23 protein-coding genes are annotated in these 22,218 nt (G+C 68.5%); 10 read left to right on the top strand and 13 right to left on the bottom strand.

The window, feature by feature from the left end; all coding sequences use genetic code 11:
- Nucleotides 1-14 precede the first annotated feature (14 nt).
- Nucleotides 15-725 (top strand): CDP-diacylglycerol--glycerol-3-phosphate 3-phosphatidyltransferase, encoded by a 711-nt coding sequence (pgsA, locus tag H6717_28105; protein MCB9580926.1) that lies wholly within the window; start codon nucleotides 15-17, stop codon nucleotides 723-725.
- A gap of 54 nt (nucleotides 726-779) precedes the next feature.
- Here pgsA and H6717_28100 read toward each other — a convergent pair whose 3' ends face one another.
- Complete coding sequence (locus H6717_28100) at nucleotides 780-2,012, bottom strand: hypothetical protein (GenBank protein ID MCB9580925.1); 1,233 nt, start codon at nucleotides 2,010-2,012, stop codon at nucleotides 780-782.
- 105 nt (nucleotides 2,013-2,117) lie between these two features.
- Between H6717_28100 and H6717_28095 the strand changes: the two genes are divergently transcribed.
- The 4 genes from H6717_28095 (at nucleotide 2,118) to genX (ending at nucleotide 4,464) form a co-directional block, all read left to right on the top strand.
- Nucleotides 2,118-2,570, top strand: coding sequence for a hypothetical protein (locus H6717_28095; GenBank protein ID MCB9580924.1), 453 nt, complete (start codon nucleotides 2,118-2,120; stop codon nucleotides 2,568-2,570).
- An 8-nt stretch (nucleotides 2,571-2,578) separates the two neighbouring features.
- Nucleotides 2,579-3,010: a hypothetical protein gene (locus tag H6717_28090; protein MCB9580923.1), complete on the top strand. Its 432-nt coding sequence runs from the start codon at nucleotides 2,579-2,581 to the stop codon at nucleotides 3,008-3,010.
- A gap of 1 nt (nucleotide 3,011) precedes the next feature.
- The gene (gene sctS / locus H6717_28085) at nucleotides 3,012-3,269 is read left to right on the top strand and encodes a type III secretion system export apparatus subunit SctS (GenBank protein ID MCB9580922.1); all 258 of its coding nucleotides are present in this window, start codon (nucleotides 3,012-3,014) and stop codon (nucleotides 3,267-3,269) included.
- 271 nt (nucleotides 3,270-3,540) lie between these two features.
- Nucleotides 3,541-4,464 carry an EF-P lysine aminoacylase GenX gene (gene genX / locus H6717_28080; GenBank protein ID MCB9580921.1) on the top strand — a complete coding sequence of 308 codons (924 nt, stop codon included), beginning with the start codon at nucleotides 3,541-3,543 and terminating at the stop codon, nucleotides 4,462-4,464.
- 153 nt (nucleotides 4,465-4,617) lie between these two features.
- Here the strand turns inward: genX and H6717_28075 are convergent, their stop codons facing one another.
- The 4 genes from H6717_28075 to surE form a co-directional block, all read right to left on the bottom strand.
- A complete protein-coding gene (locus H6717_28075) occupies nucleotides 4,618-5,028 on the bottom strand; it encodes a type II toxin-antitoxin system VapC family toxin (protein ID MCB9580920.1) in 411 nt (136 codons plus the stop codon).
- A 343-nt stretch (nucleotides 5,029-5,371) separates the two neighbouring features.
- Entirely contained in the window at nucleotides 5,372-7,852 is a 2,481-nt protein-coding gene (locus tag H6717_28070) for a hypothetical protein (protein ID MCB9580919.1), read from the bottom strand.
- 42 nt (nucleotides 7,853-7,894) lie between these two features.
- A complete protein-coding gene (locus tag H6717_28065; protein ID MCB9580918.1) occupies nucleotides 7,895-8,413 on the bottom strand; it encodes an adenine phosphoribosyltransferase in 519 nt (172 codons plus the stop codon).
- Nucleotides 8,414-8,600: 187 nt separating this feature from the next.
- Nucleotides 8,601-9,353: a 5'/3'-nucleotidase SurE gene (surE, locus tag H6717_28060; GenBank protein ID MCB9580917.1), complete on the bottom strand. Its 753-nt coding sequence runs from the start codon at nucleotides 9,351-9,353 to the stop codon at nucleotides 8,601-8,603.
- A gap of 55 nt (nucleotides 9,354-9,408) precedes the next feature.
- On the opposite strand from surE, the gene H6717_28055 reads away from it, so the two are divergent.
- Nucleotides 9,409-10,641 carry a hypothetical protein gene (locus H6717_28055; GenBank protein MCB9580916.1) on the top strand — a complete coding sequence of 411 codons (1,233 nt, stop codon included), beginning with the start codon at nucleotides 9,409-9,411 and terminating at the stop codon, nucleotides 10,639-10,641.
- A 1-nt stretch (nucleotide 10,642) separates the two neighbouring features.
- Here H6717_28055 and grxD read toward each other — a convergent pair whose 3' ends face one another.
- The 5 genes from grxD to H6717_28030 form a co-directional block, all read right to left on the bottom strand.
- A complete protein-coding gene (gene grxD / locus H6717_28050) occupies nucleotides 10,643-10,954 on the bottom strand; it encodes a Grx4 family monothiol glutaredoxin (protein MCB9580915.1) in 312 nt (103 codons plus the stop codon).
- Entirely contained in the window at nucleotides 10,954-11,211 is a 258-nt protein-coding gene (locus tag H6717_28045) for a BolA family transcriptional regulator (GenBank protein MCB9580914.1), read from the bottom strand. The genes grxD and H6717_28045 overlap by 1 nt, the downstream gene beginning before the upstream one ends.
- Before the next feature lie 138 nt (nucleotides 11,212-11,349).
- Complete coding sequence (locus H6717_28040) at nucleotides 11,350-12,297, bottom strand: glycosidase (protein MCB9580913.1); 948 nt, start codon at nucleotides 12,295-12,297, stop codon at nucleotides 11,350-11,352.
- Between the two features lie 434 nt (nucleotides 12,298-12,731).
- Nucleotides 12,732-13,061, bottom strand: coding sequence for a four helix bundle protein (locus H6717_28035; protein ID MCB9580912.1), 330 nt, complete (start codon nucleotides 13,059-13,061; stop codon nucleotides 12,732-12,734).
- Nucleotides 13,062-13,557: 496 nt separating this feature from the next.
- Nucleotides 13,558-15,570, bottom strand: coding sequence for a DUF4139 domain-containing protein (locus H6717_28030; protein MCB9580911.1), 2,013 nt, complete (start codon nucleotides 15,568-15,570; stop codon nucleotides 13,558-13,560).
- Nucleotides 15,571-15,725: 155 nt separating this feature from the next.
- Here H6717_28030 and H6717_28025 point away from each other — a divergent pair, with 155 nt between their 5' ends.
- The 3 genes from H6717_28025 to H6717_28015 are packed head-to-tail and all read left to right on the top strand — an operon-like array spanning nucleotide 15,726 to nucleotide 17,968.
- Entirely contained in the window at nucleotides 15,726-16,760 is a 1,035-nt protein-coding gene (locus H6717_28025) for a hypothetical protein (protein ID MCB9580910.1), read from the top strand.
- 4 nt (nucleotides 16,761-16,764) lie between these two features.
- The gene (locus H6717_28020; protein MCB9580909.1) at nucleotides 16,765-17,277 is read left to right on the top strand and encodes a nuclear transport factor 2 family protein; all 513 of its coding nucleotides are present in this window, start codon (nucleotides 16,765-16,767) and stop codon (nucleotides 17,275-17,277) included.
- 40 nt (nucleotides 17,278-17,317) lie between these two features.
- Nucleotides 17,318-17,968 (top strand): hypothetical protein, encoded by a 651-nt coding sequence (locus tag H6717_28015; GenBank protein MCB9580908.1) that lies wholly within the window; start codon nucleotides 17,318-17,320, stop codon nucleotides 17,966-17,968.
- Nucleotides 17,969-18,043: 75 nt separating this feature from the next.
- Here H6717_28015 and H6717_28010 read toward each other — a convergent pair whose 3' ends face one another.
- The gene (locus H6717_28010) at nucleotides 18,044-19,120 is read right to left on the bottom strand and encodes a hypothetical protein (protein MCB9580907.1); all 1,077 of its coding nucleotides are present in this window, start codon (nucleotides 19,118-19,120) and stop codon (nucleotides 18,044-18,046) included.
- A gap of 109 nt (nucleotides 19,121-19,229) precedes the next feature.
- Nucleotides 19,230-20,111, bottom strand: coding sequence for a ferrochelatase (gene hemH / locus H6717_28005; GenBank protein MCB9580906.1), 882 nt, complete (start codon nucleotides 20,109-20,111; stop codon nucleotides 19,230-19,232).
- Nucleotides 20,112-20,181: 70 nt separating this feature from the next.
- Here hemH and H6717_28000 point away from each other — a divergent pair, with 70 nt between their 5' ends.
- Complete coding sequence (locus H6717_28000) at nucleotides 20,182-20,952, top strand: glucose 1-dehydrogenase (protein ID MCB9580905.1); 771 nt, start codon at nucleotides 20,182-20,184, stop codon at nucleotides 20,950-20,952.
- Nucleotide 20,953: 1 nt separating this feature from the next.
- Here H6717_28000 and H6717_27995 read toward each other — a convergent pair whose 3' ends face one another.
- Nucleotides 20,954-21,823: a DUF1566 domain-containing protein gene (locus H6717_27995; GenBank protein ID MCB9580904.1), complete on the bottom strand. Its 870-nt coding sequence runs from the start codon at nucleotides 21,821-21,823 to the stop codon at nucleotides 20,954-20,956.
- Nucleotides 21,824-22,218 lie beyond the last annotated feature (395 nt).

The following is a 22,218-nucleotide window of genomic DNA, read 5'->3' as shown; positions in this document are numbered from 1 at the left end:
ATCTCGCTCCGCTCATGGCGCGCAAGGACAGACCTCCGGCTTCGCGACGCTGGCGCCGCATTCGTCGGCGCAAGAGCGTCGATCCCGCGACGCGCGCCGCGCGCCGCCGCTCTCTGACGCAGGACGTGTGGAACCTCCCCAACCTGCTGACGATGGGTCGCATCGTCATGATTCCGCTGGTGCTGTGGCTACTGTCGCGCGGCACTCCGGGAGATTGCGCCTGGGCGGCCATCGCCTATGGCGTGGCGGCCATCACGGATCTGCTCGACGGCTACCTCGCGCGCAAGATGAACGTGGTCAGCGTGTTCGGCAAATTCATGGACCCCCTCGCCGACAAGCTCATCGTGATGGCCACGCTGGTGTGGATGGTGCCCATGGGTCGCATCCCGCAGTGGGCGGTGGTGCTGCTCCTCGCCCGAGAGATCTCCATCACGGGGCTGCGCTCCATCGCCAGCAGCGAGGGCGTGGTGATCGCCGCCGGCGGCGGCGGCAAGAGCAAGACCGCGCTGCAGATGATCGGCATCGTCGCCCTGATCGTCGGCTACCCGTATCACCTGAGTCTGGGCTTCTACGACCTCGGCGTGGTGGATCTGATCGTGGTCGGCCGCTGGCTCGTCTACGTCTCGCTGGTGTTCTCCATCATCAGCGCCGTGGAGTACGTCGGCCTGTTCGCCGAAGCCGTGGAAGCGAAGGATCGCCGGGGCAACGCCTCGGCCGATGCCTGAGCGCCAGGCTGTCGGTTCGCCGCGGAACCGCAGCAGGTCGGCCAGACACGTCGATCACGACGAAAGTGCATCGAAGAGGCTCTGAAACTGCGAGCGGCCATGGACTCGAACGTGGCGCGTCTCGAACTGAAGGGGCAGCAGGAAGGGATCCGGCAGCTCGTTGACGCGCTCCACCGCTTCCTGCAGCAGCTGGGCGCGCCGTGCTTCGTGGCGTTGAGCCTCGGACTTCTTGGGCGGCTTTGCCTTCTTGGCACGCCCGCGCCGGACCTCCGCCGTGGGCCAGCCGTCGCGCTGCGCGATGGCGGCGTGGGCAGCTTCGATGTGACCATCGATCCACATCACGTCGCGGGCAAGCTGCCACACTGGATCGCCGCTCAGCTGAGCCACCTTCGAGACCGAATCGGCAAACACCGACCAATCGGACCCCGCGTCCGCCAGTCCCATCGCCAACCGCGCTCGCCAGCGCCGCAAGTGCTGCAGCGCGAAGTTCGGACCGAGCAGAACGCTCCGGTCCAACAGCGGCAGCGCGACATCGTAGGCCCCTCCGTTCACTGCGTAGCGGACCATCTGGTCGAGCAGCAACCGTGCCGCTTCACGAACTACGGGCACGTCGCTCCCGAGGCCGGCCTCGAGCAGGGGCTCGCTCCGCTGCAAGACGCCGTAGGGATCTTCCCAGTGGCATCCAGCCACCAAGTACGCTGCCTCGAGGACGACGCGCAGGCGGCGCAATACTCGAGGATCGTGGCTGAGCTCCGCGGTGCGATCCAGGAGCGCGAGGCGAGAGGCCTTTCGACGGCCGTCGAACAGCTCCTCGATGAACGCTTCGTTTTCCTGGAACGAGTCCGGTTGAAGCACGAAAGCATGCTTCTCGACGAGCACGCCCAGGCCGTCGGCGTCGGCTCCTCGGAGCATGCCCAGCAACGTGTAGCGCTCGGCCTCAGGCCATTCGCACGCGGCCGCCACGAGAGATGCAGCGACCTCACCGTAGAAGGCGTTTCTGTCTCGATCTACCGCCAACTGGCTGTTCCCTGGGTGGCTGCCTTGGAGCATCGACCAGCCCAGCCTCCACCAAACGCGCTCGGCGACCGTGTGGGCCATCGACAGGTGCCCTTCTTCGGACCAGCTCGACGATGCGATCCGCAGCGTCGCTCCGTCGAGCCCGATGGACAGGTCTGCGGTCGGAGGGGCCGGCGGCGCCACCTGGCTCCGCTCCGCGTAGCTTGCCCCCCAGAGTGCGACGAGGAGGGTGTCGAGCAGGGCCCTACCCTCGTCCACGTTCGGGCTCATCGGAGCGACCGTAGCATGTCGGTCGGCAGCCTACGGCGGGATACCAGCCTGGCAGCCCAGTAGGCTATTGCCGAAGTTTCCCTTGTGATTTAGCGTGCGCGCACGATGCTTCGACGCCCCCGCGGTGCCCTCCGCACCATCTTGGCCATCCCCCTCGGTGCCGCACTGATCATCTCCGCGTGCGCGCGCCAGGGCGAGGGAGAGCGCTGCGACTTCAACAACAGCGGCAACGACGACTGCGAGAGCGGCCTGGTGTGCGTGCCCTCGGACGAGCTGCTCGACAACTCCACGGATCGCTGCTGCCCGCCCAACGGCTACACGGACGACCGCTGCATCCGCAAGGGAACCACCGGGACCGGCGGCACGGACGGCGGCACGGACAGCGGCAGCGGCGGCGCGGCCGGAGCGGCGGGAAGCGCCGGGGCTGCGGGCGCGAGCGGCGGCGGTGGCGCGAGTGGCTCAGCGGGCCAAGGCGGTTCGGGTGGCATGAGCGGCTCGGCGGGCCAGAGCGGCAGCGCCGGAAGCGACGCGGGCGCTCAGGACGCATCCACGGACTGAGCCCCTCCATGCGGCGAACCCTTCGGACCCTCGCGAGCGCACTGGCGATCGGACTCGTCGCCGCCACCGGCTGCGGCCGGAGCGAAGAGGGCGAGAGCTGCGATCGCGCCAATGGCAACGATGACTGCGCGGCGGGTCTCGTGTGTCGCGCGGGGTTCGAAGTGAAGGCGGGAGACTCGGTGTGCTGCCCGCGGCCACCGGCGAAGCCGAGCACCAACGCCTGTCAGCCGGCCGTCAGCACCTTCGATCCGGATCCGAGCGTGGACGCCGCGGTGGCGTCCGGGGGAAGCGGCGGCACGGGGGGCAGCGCGGGGCAAGCCGGCGCGGCGGGCAGCGGCGGCGTTTCCGGTGCGGACGCCGGGACGGACGCGAGCGCGGATGCCGAGGCGGATGCCGAGGCGGGGGCGTCGGACGCCGCGTCGGACGTGAGCGGAGACTGAGATGCCGACCGTCACGCACCTGTCGGCCCTGGGCCAGGAAGCGCTGCTGTTATCCATCGCGGTGTCCCTGCCCATCGTGGGCATCGCAGCCATTGCCGGTCTCCTGGTCGCCATCTTCCAGGCGGCCACGCAGGTGCAGGACATCACCCTCGCCCACCTCCCGCGCTTGGTCGTGGTGGCCGTGGCGCTCGCCATCGCCGGCCCTTGGATGGGCTCGCAGATCGCCTCCTTCGCCGCGCGCGTGTTCGCCGGCGGCTAACGTGGCCATCCACAGCCCCAGCGACGTCGGCCGAGCGCGGGGACGTCGCATCACCGTCGGCGGGCGCGTGCTCGATGTGCGTGGGCGCACCTGGATCCTGTGTGACGCGCTGGCGCGCGTTTCGGTGACGCTGGCGCACGACAGCGAAGCCCGAGTGGGCGATCTCGTCGTGGTGCGCGGAGAGCGCGCGGGCAAGCGGATCGAGAGCGCGGTGCTGGTCGAGCGGCGCGCCGTCGGCGACATCCGTCAGGGCTCGGAGACGGCGCGCCTGGTGCTCGACGGCGTGGGCTCACGCCTCGAAGCCCGGAGCCGCGCCCTCTCGACGATTCGCGGCGTTTTCCGCCGCGGCGGCTTCGTCGAGGTGGACGTGCCGCTACGGGTGCGGATGCCCGGCCAAGACTTGCACGTGGACGCGCTCACGGCCGAGGGCGGCTATCTGGCGACTTCGCCCGAGCACCACATGAAGCGCCTGCTCGCGGGCGGCATGCCGCGCATCTACCAGCTGGCCCACTGCTTCCGCGCCGAAGAACAGGGCGCGCTGCACGAGCCCGAGTTCATGATGCTCGAGTGGTATCGCGCCTTTGCGGGACAGGACGCGATCATCCAGGACACCGAGCGCGTGGTGTGCGCCGTGGTGAAGGAGCTCGCGGGCCGAGAGCGCGTGGACGTTGCCGGCCGACGCGTGAGCGTGCGGCGCCCCTTCGAGCGCATGACGGTGCGGGACGCCTTTCGTCGCTTCGCCGAGGAGCCGGACGCAGTGGCCCTCGCCGAGCGCGACGAGGATCGCTTCTTCGAGCTGCTCGTGGACCGCGTGGAGCCGGCCTTGGCGGAGCGCCGCCGCCCGGTCTTCCTGTGCGACTACCCCTTGAGTCAGGCGTCCCTGGCGCGGCCGTCACCGGCGGACCCCACCGTTGCCGAGCGCTTCGAGCTGTACCTCGCGGGCGTGGAGCTCTCGAACGGCTTCGGCGAGCTGACCGACGCGCGGGAGCAGCGGCGGCGCTTCGAGCGGGATCGCGCGCTCCGAAAGCGTCTCGGCCGTCCCAGCTACCCGCTGGACGAACGCTTTTTGTCGGCCCTCGAAAGCGGCATGCCCCACGCCGGGGGCAACGCCCTGGGCGTGGATCGTCTCATCGCCCTGAGCCTGGGCGAGCGCGACATCGCCCGCGTCATGCCCTTCCCCGCCGCGCTGCTTTAGGGCCTGTCCGGAAATAACTGCGTCGCGAGAGCGCCGAGACCGAAGCGAGGCGGGCGCCCGAGGAGCGAGCACCGGAGGGCTACTGAAGTAGCTCGAGGAGCGTAGCGACGAGGCCGCCCGCCGCAGCGAGAGGATCGGCGATCATAGCAGCTGCTATTTCCGGACAGGCCCTAAGGCTTCAAAGGGATTGAGCAGCGGGATCCCGCATCCCTCGAAGTCCTTCACGTTGCGGGTGACGAGCGCCACGCCATGCTCGAATGCCGTCGCGGCAATCAGCATGTCCGCCTGCGTCCGCGGTTTGCCGCGGGCCCGAAGCTCGGCCCGGACCTCGGCGGAACGCCGAGCGATGGCGGCGCTGATCGGCAGCACTCGGCAGTAGTGATCCACGAACTCCTCGAACCACGAAAGCAGTCGCGAGCTTGGCCGCGCGCGGAGACCGAAGAGGATCTCCTCGACACAAACCACGCTGAGGTCGAATGACTCCTGACGCTCCGCCCAGGCCTGCACCTTCGCGTTGGGACGCGGACGCATGAGCTCACTGATGACGTTCGTGTCGACAAGCATTCGCGGTCCGAAGCAAAGGGTTTGGTCGATCAGCGCGCGGCTCGGTCTCCAGTGCGTAGCCTTCCTCCGCACAGATCGCCCGTGCTTCGGTCAGCGCACTCGCGACGCTGGCGCGGCGGCGCTTTTGCCACGCAAGGAACTCCGCCGTGTCCTCCGGGCCGAGCACCGATGCGACCAAGTGGTCTCGGTTGTGAATCAGCTGAGGTTCCGTCGCGGCGCGGCGCACCACCTCCGAAAAGCGTTGTTTCGCCTGCGCAATCTTCCAGTCCACAAAAGATGTCTAATATGACCATCTATTATGGTCAAGTTGCGGCGCGGTGGTTCCGCGGCGGACCGACAAGATCTATTGGCCGATGGCGGGGACGTCGCCGGCGGCGGCCATGCCCAGGAAGCGGGCCATGTCGGCGTTGGCGCTGGGCACGTCGAACACCACGAAGTGGCCGTCCTTGCCCGACGCATTCTGATACTCGCGCACGCCGAGGGTCACGGTGTCGGTGCCTACGGTCACGTTGCCCGCGAGGGGCACGGCCTGTTCCGGGAGCTGAGCGATGGCGTCCGGCGTGGCCACGCTCGGGTCGTGGCTGGCCAGCTCGAGGCGCGCCGCGAGGGCGAAGGTCGCCAGCGTCTTCGGCGGGCTGAAGTGATCGTCCAGGCCGTAGGTCTGGAATACGTGCTTCGGCGTCATGCCGGTGAGCGGCAGTCGCGTGGCGGCCACGGCGTAGTTCAGCGGGTCGGCGGGATCGATCCACTGCTGCAACAGGCCCAACACCGGGTGCATGTCGCCACCGAACAGGTTGCCGCTGCTGTCGAAGTCCGCCAGCACGAAGGGCAGCGCGCCCTTGATGTTCACGGGCTGCGTCTTGTTGAGCAGTGCGTCGATGAGGCTCGCGCCGTTGCCGCTGAGCACGGCGGCCTTGTACACGTCGCTGTAAGGCAGCATCAGGCTGCCTTCCGTGGAGCCCTGGGAGTGGCCGAAGAACATCACGGCGTTCGCGTCGGTCTTGATGTCGGCGCCGCCGGTATCCGCGGCGGTCACGTCGAGGGTGGCGGCGAGCTGGGCCAAGGCCAGCTGGTCCGCGGCGCCTTGTAGTGGGTTTCCGCGGGCGGCCTTGGGGTTTGCGAAGTTGAAGAACAGGTTGTCGGGCGACGCGGTGGAGCTGCCGCGGCGAGGCCCGTGCTGCACCTGATCGATGCCCAGCACCGCGAAGCCCACGGCGCCGCTCGGCGTCTCGGCCTTGCTCAAGGTGCCGGCGACCTCCGGGCGGATGTGACTGCGGAACGAGCCGCCGGTGCCGTGGGCGAAGACCACCACGGGCCAGCCGTTCGCGGGCATGGCGCCCTTCGGCACGGTGAGCGCCATGCACACGTCCTCCGTGCGCACGGGAGCCGCGGCGATGTCGCCGCCTTCGGTCTCGTAGGGCGGCGTTCCATTCTGGAAGATCGGGAGGCTGACGAGCGCGTGGTACTCGTCGTAGTCCGCGGTACCGTCACCACAGGCGCGATCCCCCGTGGCATCGGGGCAGGGAGAGACCGCACCGCCGCCGCACTTGACCCAGCTCTTCACTGCCGGCGCGCCCGCGGCCTTCTCGGCAGCGGCCAGCGCTGCCATCGGATCCCGAACGGCGCTCGCGGTGATCACGGAGGCATTCAAGATCGTGCTCTGATCGATGGCCTTGTCCGCCAGGTAGTCGCGGAACGGCTTGTACTTGGCGTAGGCCTGCGCCAGCTTCGCGTCGCCGGGGGCGGAGCTGGCGAGCAGCGCCGCGAGCTGTGGGCTGCGGGCGATGGGCTGACCGCTCTCGGACTGCCCTGCCGTGGTCATCCACACGGCGTAGGTGTGACCGGGCACCAGCGGCGCGCCCTGCGGTCGTCGCACGCCGAACCAGTTGTCGCACACGTAGTGGCTGCGCCCGCCGGAGGCGAACCACGACAGCCCCGCGTTGTCACCGTACTCCGGCGCGCCCGGGGTGACGTCGATCCACATCACCGGGCTCACGTTGTTCTTCACCTTGAAGGTGTCGAAGTTGATGGGGCCGCTGAAGCGAAAGATCACCGTGGGATACGTGCTCCAGCCGCTCTCGCTGGCCGCCACCGCGTCCACGTAGCGCTGCACCGGATCGAACCCGAGGAGCTCGTCCCCCGGCGTCGGGAAGCCGTCGAGGTTCACCTTGCCGCCCTCGATGCGCACGTCGTTGGGGAACGGAAGCCGGAAGAAGTCGCCGGTCTGCCCCGCCGGGTCGCTCACGCCGGGCACCTCGAAGTAGGCGCGCACGGAGTCGGGGTTCGGCGCTTCGCAGTCCACGCCCTGCCAGGTGCTGCCACCGAAGGACGGCATCCCGGGTAGCGGCGGGCCGCACTTCTTCTGATTGCAGGCGAGCCCCGCGAAGCAGTCCGCAGCAGTGGTGCAATCTGCCCCGACGTCGCCGCTGCCTTCCGGAGCGCACTGAGCAGAGAAGCCCACGAGGGTGCACTTGAGGCCGCTCATGCAGTCGAGGTCGCCGCTGCAGGAGTCGCCGGCCTCACCGCTGCCCGCGCTCTGACAGGTGCCCTGGGCGCACTGCAATCCATCCTGGCACTCACCGCTGATCACGCAGGGCGAGCCGGCCGTCAGCGTACCGCCGGGCGCACAGACTCCGCTCTCACAGGCGAGGCCCGGACGACACGGCTTCTGGGTGGAGCACTCGTCCCCCACTCCACCGCCCACCGGGATCGAGCCTCCGCCGGTGCCGCCGGTGCCGGTGGACGACACCGCGCTGCCCTCGTCGAAGCATGCAAAGAGAAATAGAGGCGCCGTCAGCGCCAGCCCCAAAGCCCACCTACGCATCCGGCCATTTTCACCCGAGCCGCGCCCGGGCGCAAAGGTCCGTCACGGGTAGCTGAGGATACTGACCACCGGCGCGGGCTCGAGAACGGCCCTTCCGCCCAGGGATTCGAGCTCGATCACGAAGGCGAAGGCCGCCACGTGGGCCCCCTGACGGTCCACCAGCTCGGCCGCCGCGTGGGCCGTGCCGCCGGTAGCCAACAGGTCGTCCACGATCAGAACGTGGGCGCCTTCCTTCAGGGAATCCCGGTGCATCTCGAGCTCCGCCTCGCCGTACTCCAGGGAGTAGCTCACCTTGTCGGTCCGGTAGGGCAGCTTGCCGCTCTTGCGCACCGCCACGAAGCTCGCGTTCAGGCGTGCCGCCAGGGCGCCGCCGAAGATGAAGCCCCGCGACTCGATGCCCACCACGGCGTCGATGTGCTCGCCGACAAAGCGCTCCGCGATAGCGTCGAGCACGATGTGGAAGCCCTTGGGATCCGCGAGCAGCGGCATGATGTCCCGGAACAAGACGCCGGGCTGCGGGAAGTCCGGGATCTCGCGGATGCGCTTGCGCACGTAGGCCATGCCGTCGAGCTCCAACGCCAGGTTGCTCACGGGACGCGGCACCGACTTCTTTCGTCGCGGCTTCGCCGCGGCCTTCTTCTTGGGCGCGCGCTTCGGTGCGCTGCGCTTGGCGGGCTTGGCTTTCTTGGTCGTGGTGCGCTTCTTGGCGGCCATCGCGGCTACGTAACACGAAACGCCCTCGGTGCGTTCACTCGAAGCTCGTCACCACGCGTTCGGCCCGCTCCTGCGACGAGCGGCTCCACAGGTCGAGCACCAGTGGTGTGACGCCCACTTCGCCACGGTCGTACGCTTCGGTGTCGGAGCCGGCGATCTCTCGGTGCTCCACCCCCGGTCCGCCGATCCACATGTATTCGCGACCGCGAGGATCGCGACGGAACTCCACGCCGTCGCGGTACACCCGACTGCCGAGACGCGTGGCCTTCACGGGCCACGTCGAGCCCTTGGGGAAGTTGACATTGAGCAGCAAGGGGCCCTGCCGGGCTTCCGCCAAGAGCGCGCGGGCGAGCTTGGTCGCGAGCGCCGCGGCGGCCACGCCGTCGGCGTCCACCGCCGCGCTCACGGCCAAGGACGGAAAGCCCTTGAGCGCGCCCTCCCGGGCCGCCGCCACGGTGCCGCTGTAGAACACGTCGTCCCCCAGGTTCACGCCGTGGTTCATGCCGGAGACGACCAGATCCGGCTTCCGCGGCAGGACCCGGGTTTCCGCGTGGAGCGCGACATAGACCGAATCCGCCGGGGTGCCATCCACGGAGAACACTCGATCGTCGTGACGAAACAGACGCAGGGGCCGGTGCAGGCTCAGCGAGTGGCTGGTCGCGCTCTGCTCGGTCTCGGGCGCGCAGATGTACACGTCGGCGAAGCTCGACAGGGCACTACGCAGCGTCTCGATGCCGCGAGCGCGATAGCCATCGTCATTGGAGAGAAGCACGAGGGGGCGGCTCATGGGCCGGTACCATAGCAAGCTCCCTCCGCGAAAATCTCGATGGTATTGTGCCGCCGTGCCTGCCGCGGATCCCGAGGTCTACCGGGAGATCGAGACCCTCGTCGCCGAGGCGGTGGCGCGCTTCGGTGCCGCCGGTGAGGTGCGCATCGTCGCGGACCAGATCTATCTCGAAGGCTACGGTCCGCCGACGTCCGCCGCGCTCGGTGGGCTCGACGCTCACTGGGATGGGCTGGCGCCGGAAGTGCGCCAGCGCCGCACCACGGCCTTGGCGCGCGAGCTGGTGCAGAAGCGCCGAGCCTCGCTGCCGCCGACGGCGCGCCGGAGCTTCAAGCTGCCGGGCTTCGTCGCCCCCCTCGTGATCCTCGCCTTGGCTGGTGTCGCGCTGTGGTTCGCTCGCGCTTGGCTCCTGCCCCAGCGGGGGAACCCGACGCCAACGACAACGACGCCCACGCCAAACCCCGTCGCCAGCGTGGGTGCAGACGCTTACGAAGCCGAGCGCCGGGCGCGGGCAGAGCGCGTGTGCCAAGCGACGCGCTCCCGGGTGATGCGCGGTGCCACGGTGGGGCCCACGGACGTGGAGGGCTGGGTGGTGGAGCTCGTGCTCTTGCGCGACGGCTCCAGCGGGGATCTCACTTTCGATCCGGGACTGGGACCCTTCGTGGCGCGCCGGCCCGGTGCCCTCAGCGGCCGCTTCGTGTGGCCGGCAGCAGAAGACATCAGCGGCGCCGAAGGGCCCAGCACGTTGGTCACGGTGGCGGACGCCAGCCTTCCAAACCCCCAGCAGCCGAAACACCGGGGCGTGAGCCTGACCTTCTCCGGACGCTACGTGGCGCCCTACTTCAAGGACGAAGGCCGCAAGAGCTTCGTGCGCGTGGCTGCGGCCTTGGCGGAGCGCCTGGGCGCGACCCACGGCGCGCTCTACGCCCGCTGCGCAGAGAGCAGCACGCACCATCTGGGCGCGTGGTTCCTCGGACCGGGCCCGGGGGGCGCGGCCGCATCCCTGGTGTACTGGATGGGCGCCTTCGCCGATCCGCCGCAGCTCCGCGCCGCGCTCATCCGCCACGACGGCGTCGTGAGCCCGGAGGCCAGCGGCACCCTCGGACAGCTGGAGGACGCCGCCAAGGATCTCACCAAGCCGCGCGTCGCCAAGCTCATCGGCTCCGACGGCGGCATGATCGGCGGCCACCCGGACGGCCCCCACGCTATCACGTTTCCCTTCAAGGATGGAAACCGCGCCGCCCGCGCCAGCCGCGAGCTGGCTCGCGAGCTCGGCGTGGGCGTGGACTGACTCAGCCTTCGAGCAGCTTGGCGAGCTCGCCGCTCTCGTACAGGTCGGTGACGATGTCACAGCCGCCGATGAACTTCCCGTTCACGTACAGCTGGGGGATCGTCGGCCAGTTCGAAAAATCCTTGATGCCTTGTCGGATATCCGGGTCCGTGAGCACGTTCACGTCTTTGAACTCTGCGCCCGCCTGTTTGAGGATGCCGACCACCTGCGCGGAGAACCCGCACTGGGGGAACAGCTTGCTGCCCTTCATGAACAGCACGATGCGGCTTTCGTCCACGGTGGCCTGGATCTTCTGTTTGATTGCGTCGTCCATCATCGTCCTCCGCTCAGGCGTTGCCACGCCTCCGGGGTGTAGGTCTTGAGCGCCAGCGCGTGGATGGGCCCTTTCATGGCCTCCCCCAACGCCTGGTACACGGTCTGGTGCTGCTCCACCGGCGTCTTGCCTTCGAACGCCTTGGAGACGATGCGCGCCGAGTAGTGGTCTCGCGTCCCCGTCAGGTCCTCGAGCTCGATGTCCGCGTCGGGAAATGCCGCCTCCAGGCGGCTCCGAACCTCTTCCGGCTCCATCATCGCGGGAAAAATGGTCGTAGCGTTACCTTTTGTCAATCCCGCCCCATTCCCGGGCCGATCAAGTCCAGATCATTTTTGTCGCTGCAGCGCGGAACCTCGCGCCCGCCCGCCGCGGCCGAATCACGTCACGGCGCGGCATCACGGCCCAAATGCGGAAATGTACGCCGCGGCCGCCTTCGGATACTGCCCGCCCGACAGCTTGCCCTGAAACGCCGAGTTCGAGTCCCAGTACGTGTGGAACACGACGGCATGGTCGTCGAACCATTTCTTGGCGTTCGCGATGTACGGCCCGGCGTCGTCCGACATGATGCCCCACTCCGAGTAGGTGGTCGGCTTGCCGTGGGCGGCAGCGAAGGTCTGGTGCCACGCGAGCCCATAGGGCCGGTCCCGCATCGAGGTCCACGCCTGGTCGGGGTCCTTCGGATCCCACTGGGTGTTCCAATAGAAGTCCATCCCGATGAAGTCCACGTACTGGTCGCCGGGATAGGCCGTCTCGGGGTTCATCTGAGTGGAGGTGTTGTTGCCCATGTTCACGTTCCACTCGAAGACGAAGCGATTGGACACGCTGCGGAACGCCGTCACGAAGTGCTGGAAGGCACCGATGAAGTCCTGCTCCTTGCCCTGCGCCGCCCACGGAAACCAATCCCCGTTGAGCTCCCAGCCGGTGCGCACGAAGAGCTTGGGATCCCCGGGGCGGAAGCCGGCGAGCTTTTGCGCCGCTTGCTTGTAGTGATCGTCGTAGTCCCCCGCCGCGGCGCTCGCCAAGCTGGCGCCCGCGGGGATCAGGGGTACGGACCAGAACACCCGTCGATCGAGCGGCGCCCACAGTCCCGCCGCCCAACCGACGGAGCCATCGAAGTCCGCCCAGCTCGCCGCTCCGGTGTAGCCGAGCACGCCGTCCACGTCGCGTCCGAGCCAAGCTTCGAACTTGGTGACCTCTGCTGGATCGTTGCCGACGTAGACGCCGACCATCGGCGCCGGAGCCCCGGCCCCCGCGCTGCCTCCGCTCCCAGCGGCGCCGCCGCTCCCGCTCCCCGCGCTGCCCCCGCTCCCGCCGCTCCCGCCGCTTCCTGCAGTGCCTGCCATCCCGCCGCTTCCGCCTCCCGCGCTTCCGCCACTTCCGCCCTTCGCGCCGGTACCACCCCCGCCGCTTCCCCCGCCGCTTCCCCCGCCGCCTCCAGAAGCCGCAGCCGCTGCGCTCCCGCCCGACGCCCCGTCACTACTGTCGGAGCCACACGCCACACAAGCGACACCAACGACCCCAGCGACCACCACGCTCAGCGCTCTCATCGCCCAACAGTCTGCGCCTCCCACCCCCGCCCCACAACACTCGCCCCCGCTCCCGCATCCGCTCCCACATCCGCTCCCGCATCCGCTCCCGCATCCGCCACCGCCCCCACATCCGCGTCCGGATCCCGCATCCGCGTCCGGATCCCGCATCCGCGTCCGCCGCTTGGCCAAGGATGAGGCGGACCGCCAATTACTGAATGACGGTCCGCCTCACCGCAGTGCCACGGGCTTCAACGGCTGTGGGAATGCGCGAGCCGATACAAGGTGCCGATGATTTTCTGCGAGCGATCTTCGAAGGCGGCATCGAGCGGCGCGATGTAGCGAAGGCGCACGCTGACTTCGAGGGCGGCCCAGCTCTCGCGCATTTCGCCGAGGGCGAGGGTGTACTTGGCGGGCTTGTTCCTGCCCCGAGCATCCATGCCTTCGGCGGTGTTCAAGATCACCGACCGCGACGCGCGTCGGAGCTGGCGCGCGAGGTCGGGATCGTGCCGCGAAATGCGTTCGATGATGTCCGCGAGCTGTTCGAGCCAATCGAGCATGTCCGAGTAGATTTTGAGCATGAGCTTTCTCCAGTTCGCCCATCTCGCAGCTCGCGAGGGGCGTTCGCCCCTCACCCAGGCGCGCGCAGGCCGGGTCTAGGGCGCCGCAGGCGCCGCGCGCGGAGCGCGCGGGCGTGCCCCTGGAGGCGGCCGAGCACGCCGGTACGATCAAGAACCCGCAGCCGCAGCAGCAGCAGCAATCGTCACTGCCACCCGCCCCGCCGCCAATCCGACCACGTACGCGTAACAAGTCGACAATCCGCGACTGCCACCTCAACCGCCCCCCTCCCACGCCCAGCTCCCACGCCCAGCTCCCGCACCCGCATCCCGCCCCCGCATCCGCATCCGCATCCGCATCCGCATCCGCATCCCGCATCCCGCATCCCGCACCCGCACCCGGATCCCGCATCCGCCCCCGCATCCGCATCCGCATCCGCATCCGCGTCCGGATCCCGCATCCCAGGCGCGCCGCGCGCGTTTTCCGCGACGCGCCAACAAAAGAAAAATACGGGAGAGCTCAGTCCTTGGGCGGCGGCGCCTTGATCAGCTTGATCTCCCGAACAGCGTCTCGAAAGCGCACTTCCTGCTCGTTGATGGCCATCTTGACCTCGATGAGCTCCTTGGTGATCTGATTCATGCGCGAAGTGATGTCCCCAAGGCGCTTGGTGAGCTTGACGCGAAGATCCGCCGCCTGATTGTTCTTCTCGATAGCCCCAAGAGAGAGCCGCGTCTCCCGCGCAGCCTTCTCGAGCTCGCCTTGCTCGTCCACGAGCTTCTGCTGCTTGTCGACGGAGTGCTTCCAGCTTTCGCGAAGCTTCCAAACGGTGTCGAGCTGTCCGCGAACAGTGGGGTTGGCCCGAGGATCCGCGAGGTACGCCTTGACGGCGTCGTCGGCGAGATCGCTGAGCCAGCTGACGGGCTGCTGCACGCTGCGCCGCTCGTCCACCGTGAGGATGGCCTTGCCATAGGGCTTCACGGTGACAGGCACGAGCGCGTTGCCGACGCCAACGTTGTCCTCGGTGCCCTGCGGCGGATGATAGAGCCGCGCCCCATTGCTGCGCGGGTGCTTCACCAGCAGCTTGGCGGATTTGTCGCCGCCGTTCTTCACGGTGTAGAGCGTCTTGGTCACGCTGTCCCGCTCGATGGTCAGGCGCCCGGCCTCGATGCGGAACAAGCGCGCCCCCTGTTGGTCGTACTTGCGCTCGCTCTGCACGGCGAGGCTCCGTTCGAGAGCAAAGGGCACCGTGGCAATGGCATCTCGCGGCAGCGGATCCACCATCCCCTGGCCCAAGAACGAGCCCTGCTCGAACACCGCGATGGGACCCCGCTCGAGCAATCCCTTGGTGCCGTTCTTGAAGCGCGCCACGCGAAACGGGTGCGTGCTCGACTCCGGCACGCCGCCATCCGGAGAGAACAGGAACACCGCCTCGCCCTGCACCCGCTGGTTGAGCAACAGCACCATGGTGGCGCTCTCGTCCGGCACGGTGATGGGCGAAGGAATGGCGTAACGCGTGGCTCCCGACTCCACTGCCACCGCCGCCAGCGCGCTCATGCGTCGCGGCGCGCTGAGCCCGGAGCGCTTGGCTTCCTCGAGCGCCAAGCGAATGCGGTCGTTCTTGCTGAGCGGCTTCTTCTCCACTTCGCCGCCCTGCAGCAAATCGCCCAGGCCCGCAGAGCTGCCCGTGGCGGGCCTCGGTCCCCGCGTCTTGCTGGTCGCCTTCTTCATCGGGCGAGCCCGCCGGCCGCCGCCAGCTGCGCCCTTGTCCTTGTAGTCGTCGTCCGGGGCCGCTTCCGCCGCGGCTTCTTCCATGGGCGCCTCGGGCTCGTCGCCACCGACCTCGGTGACCTCGCCCTCCTTGTTCGCGAGGCTGGTCACGCCTTCCGGAACGGCGGCGATCACCTCGCCGGTATCCGTGACGATGGGTCGTTCGGGGATCACCGGCTCCCCCAAGGTGCTCTCGAACGCGAGGGGCGCGCCGGCCACCAGCACCAGCTGCACGCCGTTCCAGTCTTCTCCCGACAAGTTCTGGACGATGCCCCAGGCCTGCAGATCCGCCTTGCCGTTCTCCTGCACCACCAGGCGATAGGACGGCCGCCACACGGGCGTCTCCGAAACGTAGCCCACGGCCAGGTCGTGCTCCTCGCCGTCCAGGCTCAGCATCACTTCCCGGAGGCGGTCGGGATCGGGCTTGTCTTCCGGCTTGGGCCAAGGCTTGAGCATGCTCTCGAAGCGCGGATCCGGCTCCGGCTCGCTGCTCTCCTTTTCGATCTCCAGCGGGAACGACGCTGAGCGCACGGAGCTGCCGCCATGCTCGACGATGGCCAGCGTGGCCAGGAAATCGCCCACCATGCGCTGGCGCATCTTGAAGGTCACCTGGTCGGCATCCACGTGGCCGGAACGCTCGAAGTAGCCCACACCGTTGCGGTACACGACGACGCGCCGGAGCGGCAGCTGGTCCGTGGACACGTTGGGGCCTCGGGCGCAGCCCAGGGCAAGCAGGGACGAAAAGACGATCAGCGACAGTCGCATGAGCTCCTCCAGAAAGGCTCTCCGGCCACCACCTCGACGCCAGAGTGCCGCGAGCATGGCAGCTTCCCCCAGCGCTGGACAGCCCCCGCCGGCGTTCGCCTGACCCCTGCCAGTCCACGCCCAAATCCCGAGCCGAGTCGGGTATTCTGCGCCACGTGACAGGAGCTGCCCCGCCGCCCAAGCCGCCGCCTCCCCCTCGCCGTCCCCCGCCGCCGCCGCGTGCCGCGGCCATGTCGGAGCAGGACAAGGAGGCGCTCACGTTCAAGGCCTTGGGCCTGCTCAACGAGCAGGTTCAGGCGCGCATCGTCCACTACAAGGGCGACATGGAAACGAGCCCCGAGCTCGACGCCGTCACCGCGCAAGTGGTCGCGCAGATCAAGGCCATGCAGCAGGCCCTGGGCTCCGACGCCACGGCGCGCCAATCGGCGGAAGAGATCGCCGGTCAACAGCTGCGCACCTTCAGCTCGCTCTTGGCCAGGGTGTTCGACCCCGAGGGCAAGGCGAACTTCGCCACGCAGAACCTGAAGACGATCGGTCGTCGCATCGCCAAGCTGTTCTTCGAAAGCGAGCTCCACGAGAAGACCAAGGGCGACAAGGAAAAGACCATCCACCACGCCGAGCAAGGCGTGTACTACGTGCTCACCCGCTACCGAAATCGCCTGCGGGCGGAGCTCGATGGCTTCGACTACGAGAGCGCCGAGGTGCAGCAAGCCACTACCGAGCTGTTGGCCAAGATGGAACGCGATCTCCAGGTCGCCTTCTTGTCTCGGCGCTCCCCGGAGCTGAACCGGGTGATGACCATCTTCTCCGCGGTGCTCGTGGATTTCATGCAGCAGCACCTCCCGCCGCGGGTGGGCCAGATGGCCAAGGTCACGCTGCGCGCCGCCCACACCGCCGAGGGCCCGAATTCCGTGGGCTACAAGATCCTTTCCGATCAATTTCCGGCATTCCGCGCGGAGTGGGAGCGTTTGCTCATGCAGCAAATGGTCCACTACTGCGGCGACAACCTGATGGCTCGACTCACCGAGACCCAGGAAGCGTTCATGGACGAGACCGTGCGCTTCTTCACGGATCCGCACATCTTCAGCGAAACCTGCGACGTCATCTGCGGAGCGCTGTACGACTTCCTGTGCCTGGAAGGCTTCCTGGATCTGCCAGTGAACTGGCGCATGCAGCAAGGGCAGAGCTGACGCGGTGGAGCTGTCCATCAGCCGCCGCACCTTGGCCGTAGTGGGCATCGTGCTCGGCCTGGGCATCACTGGCTACGCCTTGTTCGGCGGCCGCAGCGACGAAGAGAAGATCCGCGCCTTGCTCGATCACCTCGCGGAGGTGGCGGGCGTGAGCGGCACGGAGAACCCCGTGATGCGCGCCGGCCGCTTGCGGGGTGCCTTCGCCGACATCTTCACCAAGGACGTCCGCGTGCAGATCCCGGAGCTCAGCAGCTTGAAGAGCGGCCGTGAGGGTCTGGTCGCCCTCGCGACCCAAGCGGGCACTGCGTTCCGATCCGCGGAGATCTCCCTCGGCAGCGTGGAAATCACGCTGATCGCTTCGGGCCAGGCAGCTCGCGTCCGTTGCACCGCCACCCTGGTCGGCGATCGCGGCCAGGGCCTCAGGAAAGACGAACGTTCGGTCCGTTTCGGTTTGAGCAAGGACGACGGAGACTGGCGTATCGATTCCGTCAGCGTCTCCGCCGCCGAAGAAGACTGACACTGGACGCGCCCCGGCGAAGCGCGGCATAAGCGGCGCAATGGCGGAGCAATCGAAGGCCAAGACCGGGGGCAAGGTGATGCTGGGCTGCGGCGGGCTGCTGCTGCTGGTGGCCCTGGGCGTGACGCTGTTCTGCGCCTACCACGTGTTCCTCGATCCCCGTGGTGCCATCTCCGCTCGGGAGGCGATGCCGGGCTTCTTGGCCGGCAGCTTCTTCGTGTTCATCTCCATCGTGGTGCTGCTCGTCGGCGGCGTGCTCGCCTCCTACAAGCCTGCCGCCGCCGCGAGCGCTCCCGCCCCGGCCGTAGCAGCGGACGGCAGCAGCATCGCGCCCCCCGCGGCAGCGGTGGCGGCAGCCAAGCCCTTCCCGGCCCACTTCTTGGTCGGCTGCGGCACGCTGTTCGTAGCGCTCATGAGCTGTGGCTCCTGCGGCAGCAGCACCTACTACTTCGACAAGGCCAACACCTACGATCGCTGGGCCGACCAGGACTCCCGAAGCTCCTACTACAGCAGCTATCGCAGCATCTTGGGCGGCGCGTACTACCGCGCCAAGGCCTCGCGCTATCGCACCTACGGCGGCGTGGCCATCGGCTTCGGCGTGTTCCTGCTGCTGCTCACCGCGGGCGCCGGCTTCGGCACCGCGCGTTTGGCCAAGAGCTACCGCGACAAGACCAAGCCGCCGCCGGCTTGAGGGTGGTTCCGCGGCGCAGCGACATCATTTGCATTTGGATGTTGGCGCGGCGCGATACCCGTCCCGCCCCGGACGTCAGAACTCGTCGTCGGAATCCCCGAGCTCGGCCACATAGGACACGACGGCGGTGCTGCCGCCCACGACACTGAGGGGATTCCACGGCGGTTTCACCACACCCACGGCTGCGGAATTGTCGAGCACGACCATGTACTGGCCGCGGGGCAGCTTGATCTTCTGCTTCAGCTCGGCACCGGGCTGGAGCGAATAGCCCGCGATCGGCGGCGCCGAGGGCGGGCCCAACGGATTTCCGAGCTGCAGCGACTCGCGCCACAGATCCGCCGTGCCCCGCGGGAACACCATCACGTCGATGGCGGGACCGGCCACGTGAACCCGAAGGAAGATCGCTTGGTCGTCGTCCGCCACCTCGAAGGGCCCGAGGAAGTCCACCTGGTTGGCGCGCACCTCGGTGGTCTCGTTGGCGAACACGAACTTCTCTTCGCTGGTGTCGAAGGGGCGCGGCGGGCGCGCGGGCGGGTTGAGGCGACCGAGGGTGAACTCGTCCCCCTCGTCCCCGTGCACCACGGTGAAGCCCTGGAACAGCTGATAGCTGACGATCTGGCTGCCGAAGGTGTTGGCCATGTAGCCCACGGGGGACTTGGTGGCGATGTCGACGACCTTGTTCTCGACGGAGCCGATCTTGAACGCGGGGGCGCTCACCACGCGCGGGTTCGTGGCCCACACGTAGACGGCGTCTTCCGTCATCTTGAAGTCGAAGCTGTACTCCATGGCCGCGTCCATCGAGAAGCCGACGCGCCCGGCGAGGGGCGTCCACGCGTAGCCGGTGCCTCCGAAGCGCAGCACCACGCTCTGGGTCTCGTCGTGGACTTCATGGGTGCAAGTGGTCGGAAAGAAGCGCCCGATGGTGTTGCCGGCCGGGTCCAGCTTGAGGGGCGCGCCGCGCTTGAGCATTTCGGGGCACATGCGCTGGGCGCCGAAGTTCGAGAACAGCCACCAGCGCAGGCCCGGGCTGGCGTTGACGGCGCTCCGGACGCAGGGACAGCCGACACCGAGGATCAGCACGGCGATGAGCCCCAAGATGCGAGTCCTGAGGGGAACGATGCCCGGCCTCCGTTGGGCGGCGCGTTGGTCCATGCGCCTACTTCTACCCCAATCCGGGCGCTCCCCTCCCTCTCCCTGCCCGGCGTGGCGGCCGGATACGACAAGCATCAGCAGGTTCGACGCAGCGAAGCGGCCGGATCTTCTAGCTCAGGGCGCGTCGGGTCACGGCTTCCAACGCTTCCAGCAGGCCAGGAGCGGTGTTCAAGGCGGGGACCCGCACGAGCTCGACGCCCAGCCGGTCGGCGTGGGCCTTGGCTTCCACGTCGAGGTCGAAGAGGGTCTCCACGTGCTCGGCCAGAAAGCCGATGGGCGCCACCACGGCCCGGCGTACGCCTTCCCCGGCCAGCCGTTCGAGGACCTGCAAGATGTCCGGTCCCAGCCAGTCCCCACCGTCCGCTCCCTGGCTTTGGAACGCGATCTCCCAGGGGGCGTCGAGCTGCTTCCCCACGGCCTCGGCGCAGGCGCGAAATTGCGCCTCGTACGGGTCCCCCGCGGTGATGGCGCGGCGCGGAAGGCTGTGAGCAGTGAGCACCACGCGAGTGCCTGGAGCAACTCGGCGCGCGATGCTCTCCACGTGGGCCTTCACGAAGGCGGGCTCCTGACCCCACGCGTCCACGTGCACGAAGCTCGGGGTGGCGTCCTTCAGCTCCGGGCGCACGCGCTCGAGGGCTTCGTCCGCGGCCTGGGCGTAGACGTGCACACTGAACGGCGCCAAGGGGATCACGCACAAACGCTGGAGCCCGAGGCTGACGGCAGCGCGCACCACTTCCTCCACGCCGGGCTGCCACAGGCGCATGCCCACCAGCACCGGAGCGGCCAAGCGCTCGGACAGCCCCTGCGCCTGCGCCTTGGTCAGATCCAGCAGCGGACTACCGCCAATGACCTCGTAGCGATGGCGGAGCTCCTCCACGAGGCCCGGAGGCGCCGGGCGCCCGCGTCGGATGCGCGCCACGAAAGCAGGAAGATCGTCCAGATCGCTCACCGTACCGTGAGCTACGAGCAGCACGCCGTCCTTGGGACCCATGGGCCCGGAGCATAGGACGATGGCGGATTTTCCGCGAGCGCGGCCCGACGTCGTCTACCCTCCGGAGCCCATGTCGACGCCGCTCATTCACCTCCGGGAAAAGGTCGCCATCGTCAGCGGAGCCAGCCGCGGGATCGGCGAAGCCATCGCCTTCGCCTTCGCCGACGCCGGCGCCAAGGTGGTGGTCTCTTCACGCAAGCTCGAGGGCGTCTCCGCCGTGGCGCAGAAGATCGGCGAGCGTGGTGGCACGGCCCACGCCGTAGCTGCCCACGTGGGCCATCCCGATCAGTGCGAGCAGCTGGTCAGCGAGACCATCGCGCACTTCGGCCAGGTCGACGTGCTGGTGAACTGCGCGGGCACGAACCCGTTCTTCGGTCCGATGATCTCGATCGATCCGGGCGCGTACCAGAAGACCTTCGACGTGAACCTGCGGGGCGCCATGGAAGCGTCGCGCAAGTTCGCGGAGCACGTGATTGGACGCAAGGGCAGCGGGGCCATCGTGAGCGTAGCCAGCGTGGCGGGCTTGCGCGCCGCGCCCATGCAAGGCGTCTACGGCATGACCAAGGCCGCCATGGTGAGCATGACGCAAACACTCGCCTTCGAGCTCGGCCCGAGCGCCATCCGCGTGAACGCCGTGGCCCCGGGGCTGATCGAGACTCGCTTGGCGGCGGCCATCACTTCCAGCGAATCCCTGGTGGAGCGCGTGAACGAGCGCACGGCTCTCGGTCGCGTGGGCCAGCCGGAAGAGGTCGCCGCCGCGGTGTTGTTCTTGGCGAGCGACGCCGCCAGCTTCGTCACGGGCCAGACGCTGGCCGTGGACGGCGGCTTCACCGCCTACTGACTCAGCGAACGCACCGAACGCGCGGTGTCGTGTACACGAGCCCGCCGCCCTCGGGCGTGGAGTAGCCGGTGCCGAGCTGCACGCCCCAAGATTGGCCGGGCAGCCCCAAGACGGGGGAGCTGGTCCAGAACCAGCCGTTGTACGAGGTGAACAGCGCCGGGAGCGCCGGGCTGCTGATGCTCGGATCGACCAGCAACTGTAGCTCGCGCACCGACGGCAGACGCCAATCGTCGTGGCCGCCGAGGAGCAGGGCGTCGCAGTGGGCCTTCGCTTGAGTCGGATCGTGATCGGCGTCCGGAGGGGCCTCCTCCCACCACAGGCCGGTCTCGTTGTCGACGACCACGCCCATCGCGCCCGTGACAAAGCGCGGTCCCGTGGGTGCGCCCTTGCCGCGCACGCAACGCACCCGCGACATATCGATCTTCGGAAAGAAGGACGCCTGACCGATGGCGCCGTGAGTGACGACCCAGTTCTTGGTCGCGTCCCAGGCCGTGTCCGTGGACGACCAATAGCGGCCGGAAGCATTCGAGCCGGCAGTGCCTTCGGTTCCGGGGAACACCGTGCTCTCGATCGCCGGTGTCTTGGCGCTGAAGTCCGTGAGGCTGATGAGCTCCGCGCGGGTCGGCAGCCGCCAATCCGCGAGGCCATCCAGCACGAGGTTTTGGCAGAACGTCTTGCCCTCGTCGACGGTGTACAGGTTGGCGTCGACGTTCCGTTGCCACATCAGGCACGTGGCGTGATCGAGCGCCGTGTTCGCGGTGGTGGAAAACTCGCTCGCCGCGCGCGTGTCCGCCGTGGGCGTGGCCCAGCGCGGATACGCCACCGTGCCGTCGCCCCCCTGCACGCCATTCGGACACGGCCCCGCGTCCACCGCGCCGCCGCTCCCCGCCGCTCCCCCACCCCCGCGTCGCTCCCGCTCACCCTGCTGCCGCTCCCTGCCCCCTGCTCACCCCGCTGCTCCTGCCCCCCTCACCCTGCCGCTCCTCCCCCTGCTCACCCTGCCGCTCCCTGCTCACCCCTGCCGCTCCTGCTCACCCCGCCGCTCCTGCTCACCCCGCCGCTCCCGCTCACCCCTGCCGCTCCTGCTTCCGCCCCCTGCTCCTGCTTCCGCCGCCGCTCCTGCTCCCGCCCCCTGCTCCCGCCCCCGCTTCCGCCCCCCTGCTACTCGCATCCGGCGCCACGGTCTGATTGTTCGACTCCGACGTGCACGCCACCAACAACAGCCCGATGCAAAACCGAGTACGCCACATTCCTCCGACTCTACCG

The sequence above is a fragment of the Polyangiaceae bacterium genome (assembly GCA_020633235.1).
In the GTDB taxonomy this organism is placed as follows: Bacteria; Myxococcota_A; Polyangia; order Polyangiales; family Polyangiaceae; genus JACKEA01.
The sequence above is the reverse complement of the archived record's forward strand: the minus strand, read 5'-3'. Positions and strand labels throughout refer to the sequence as shown.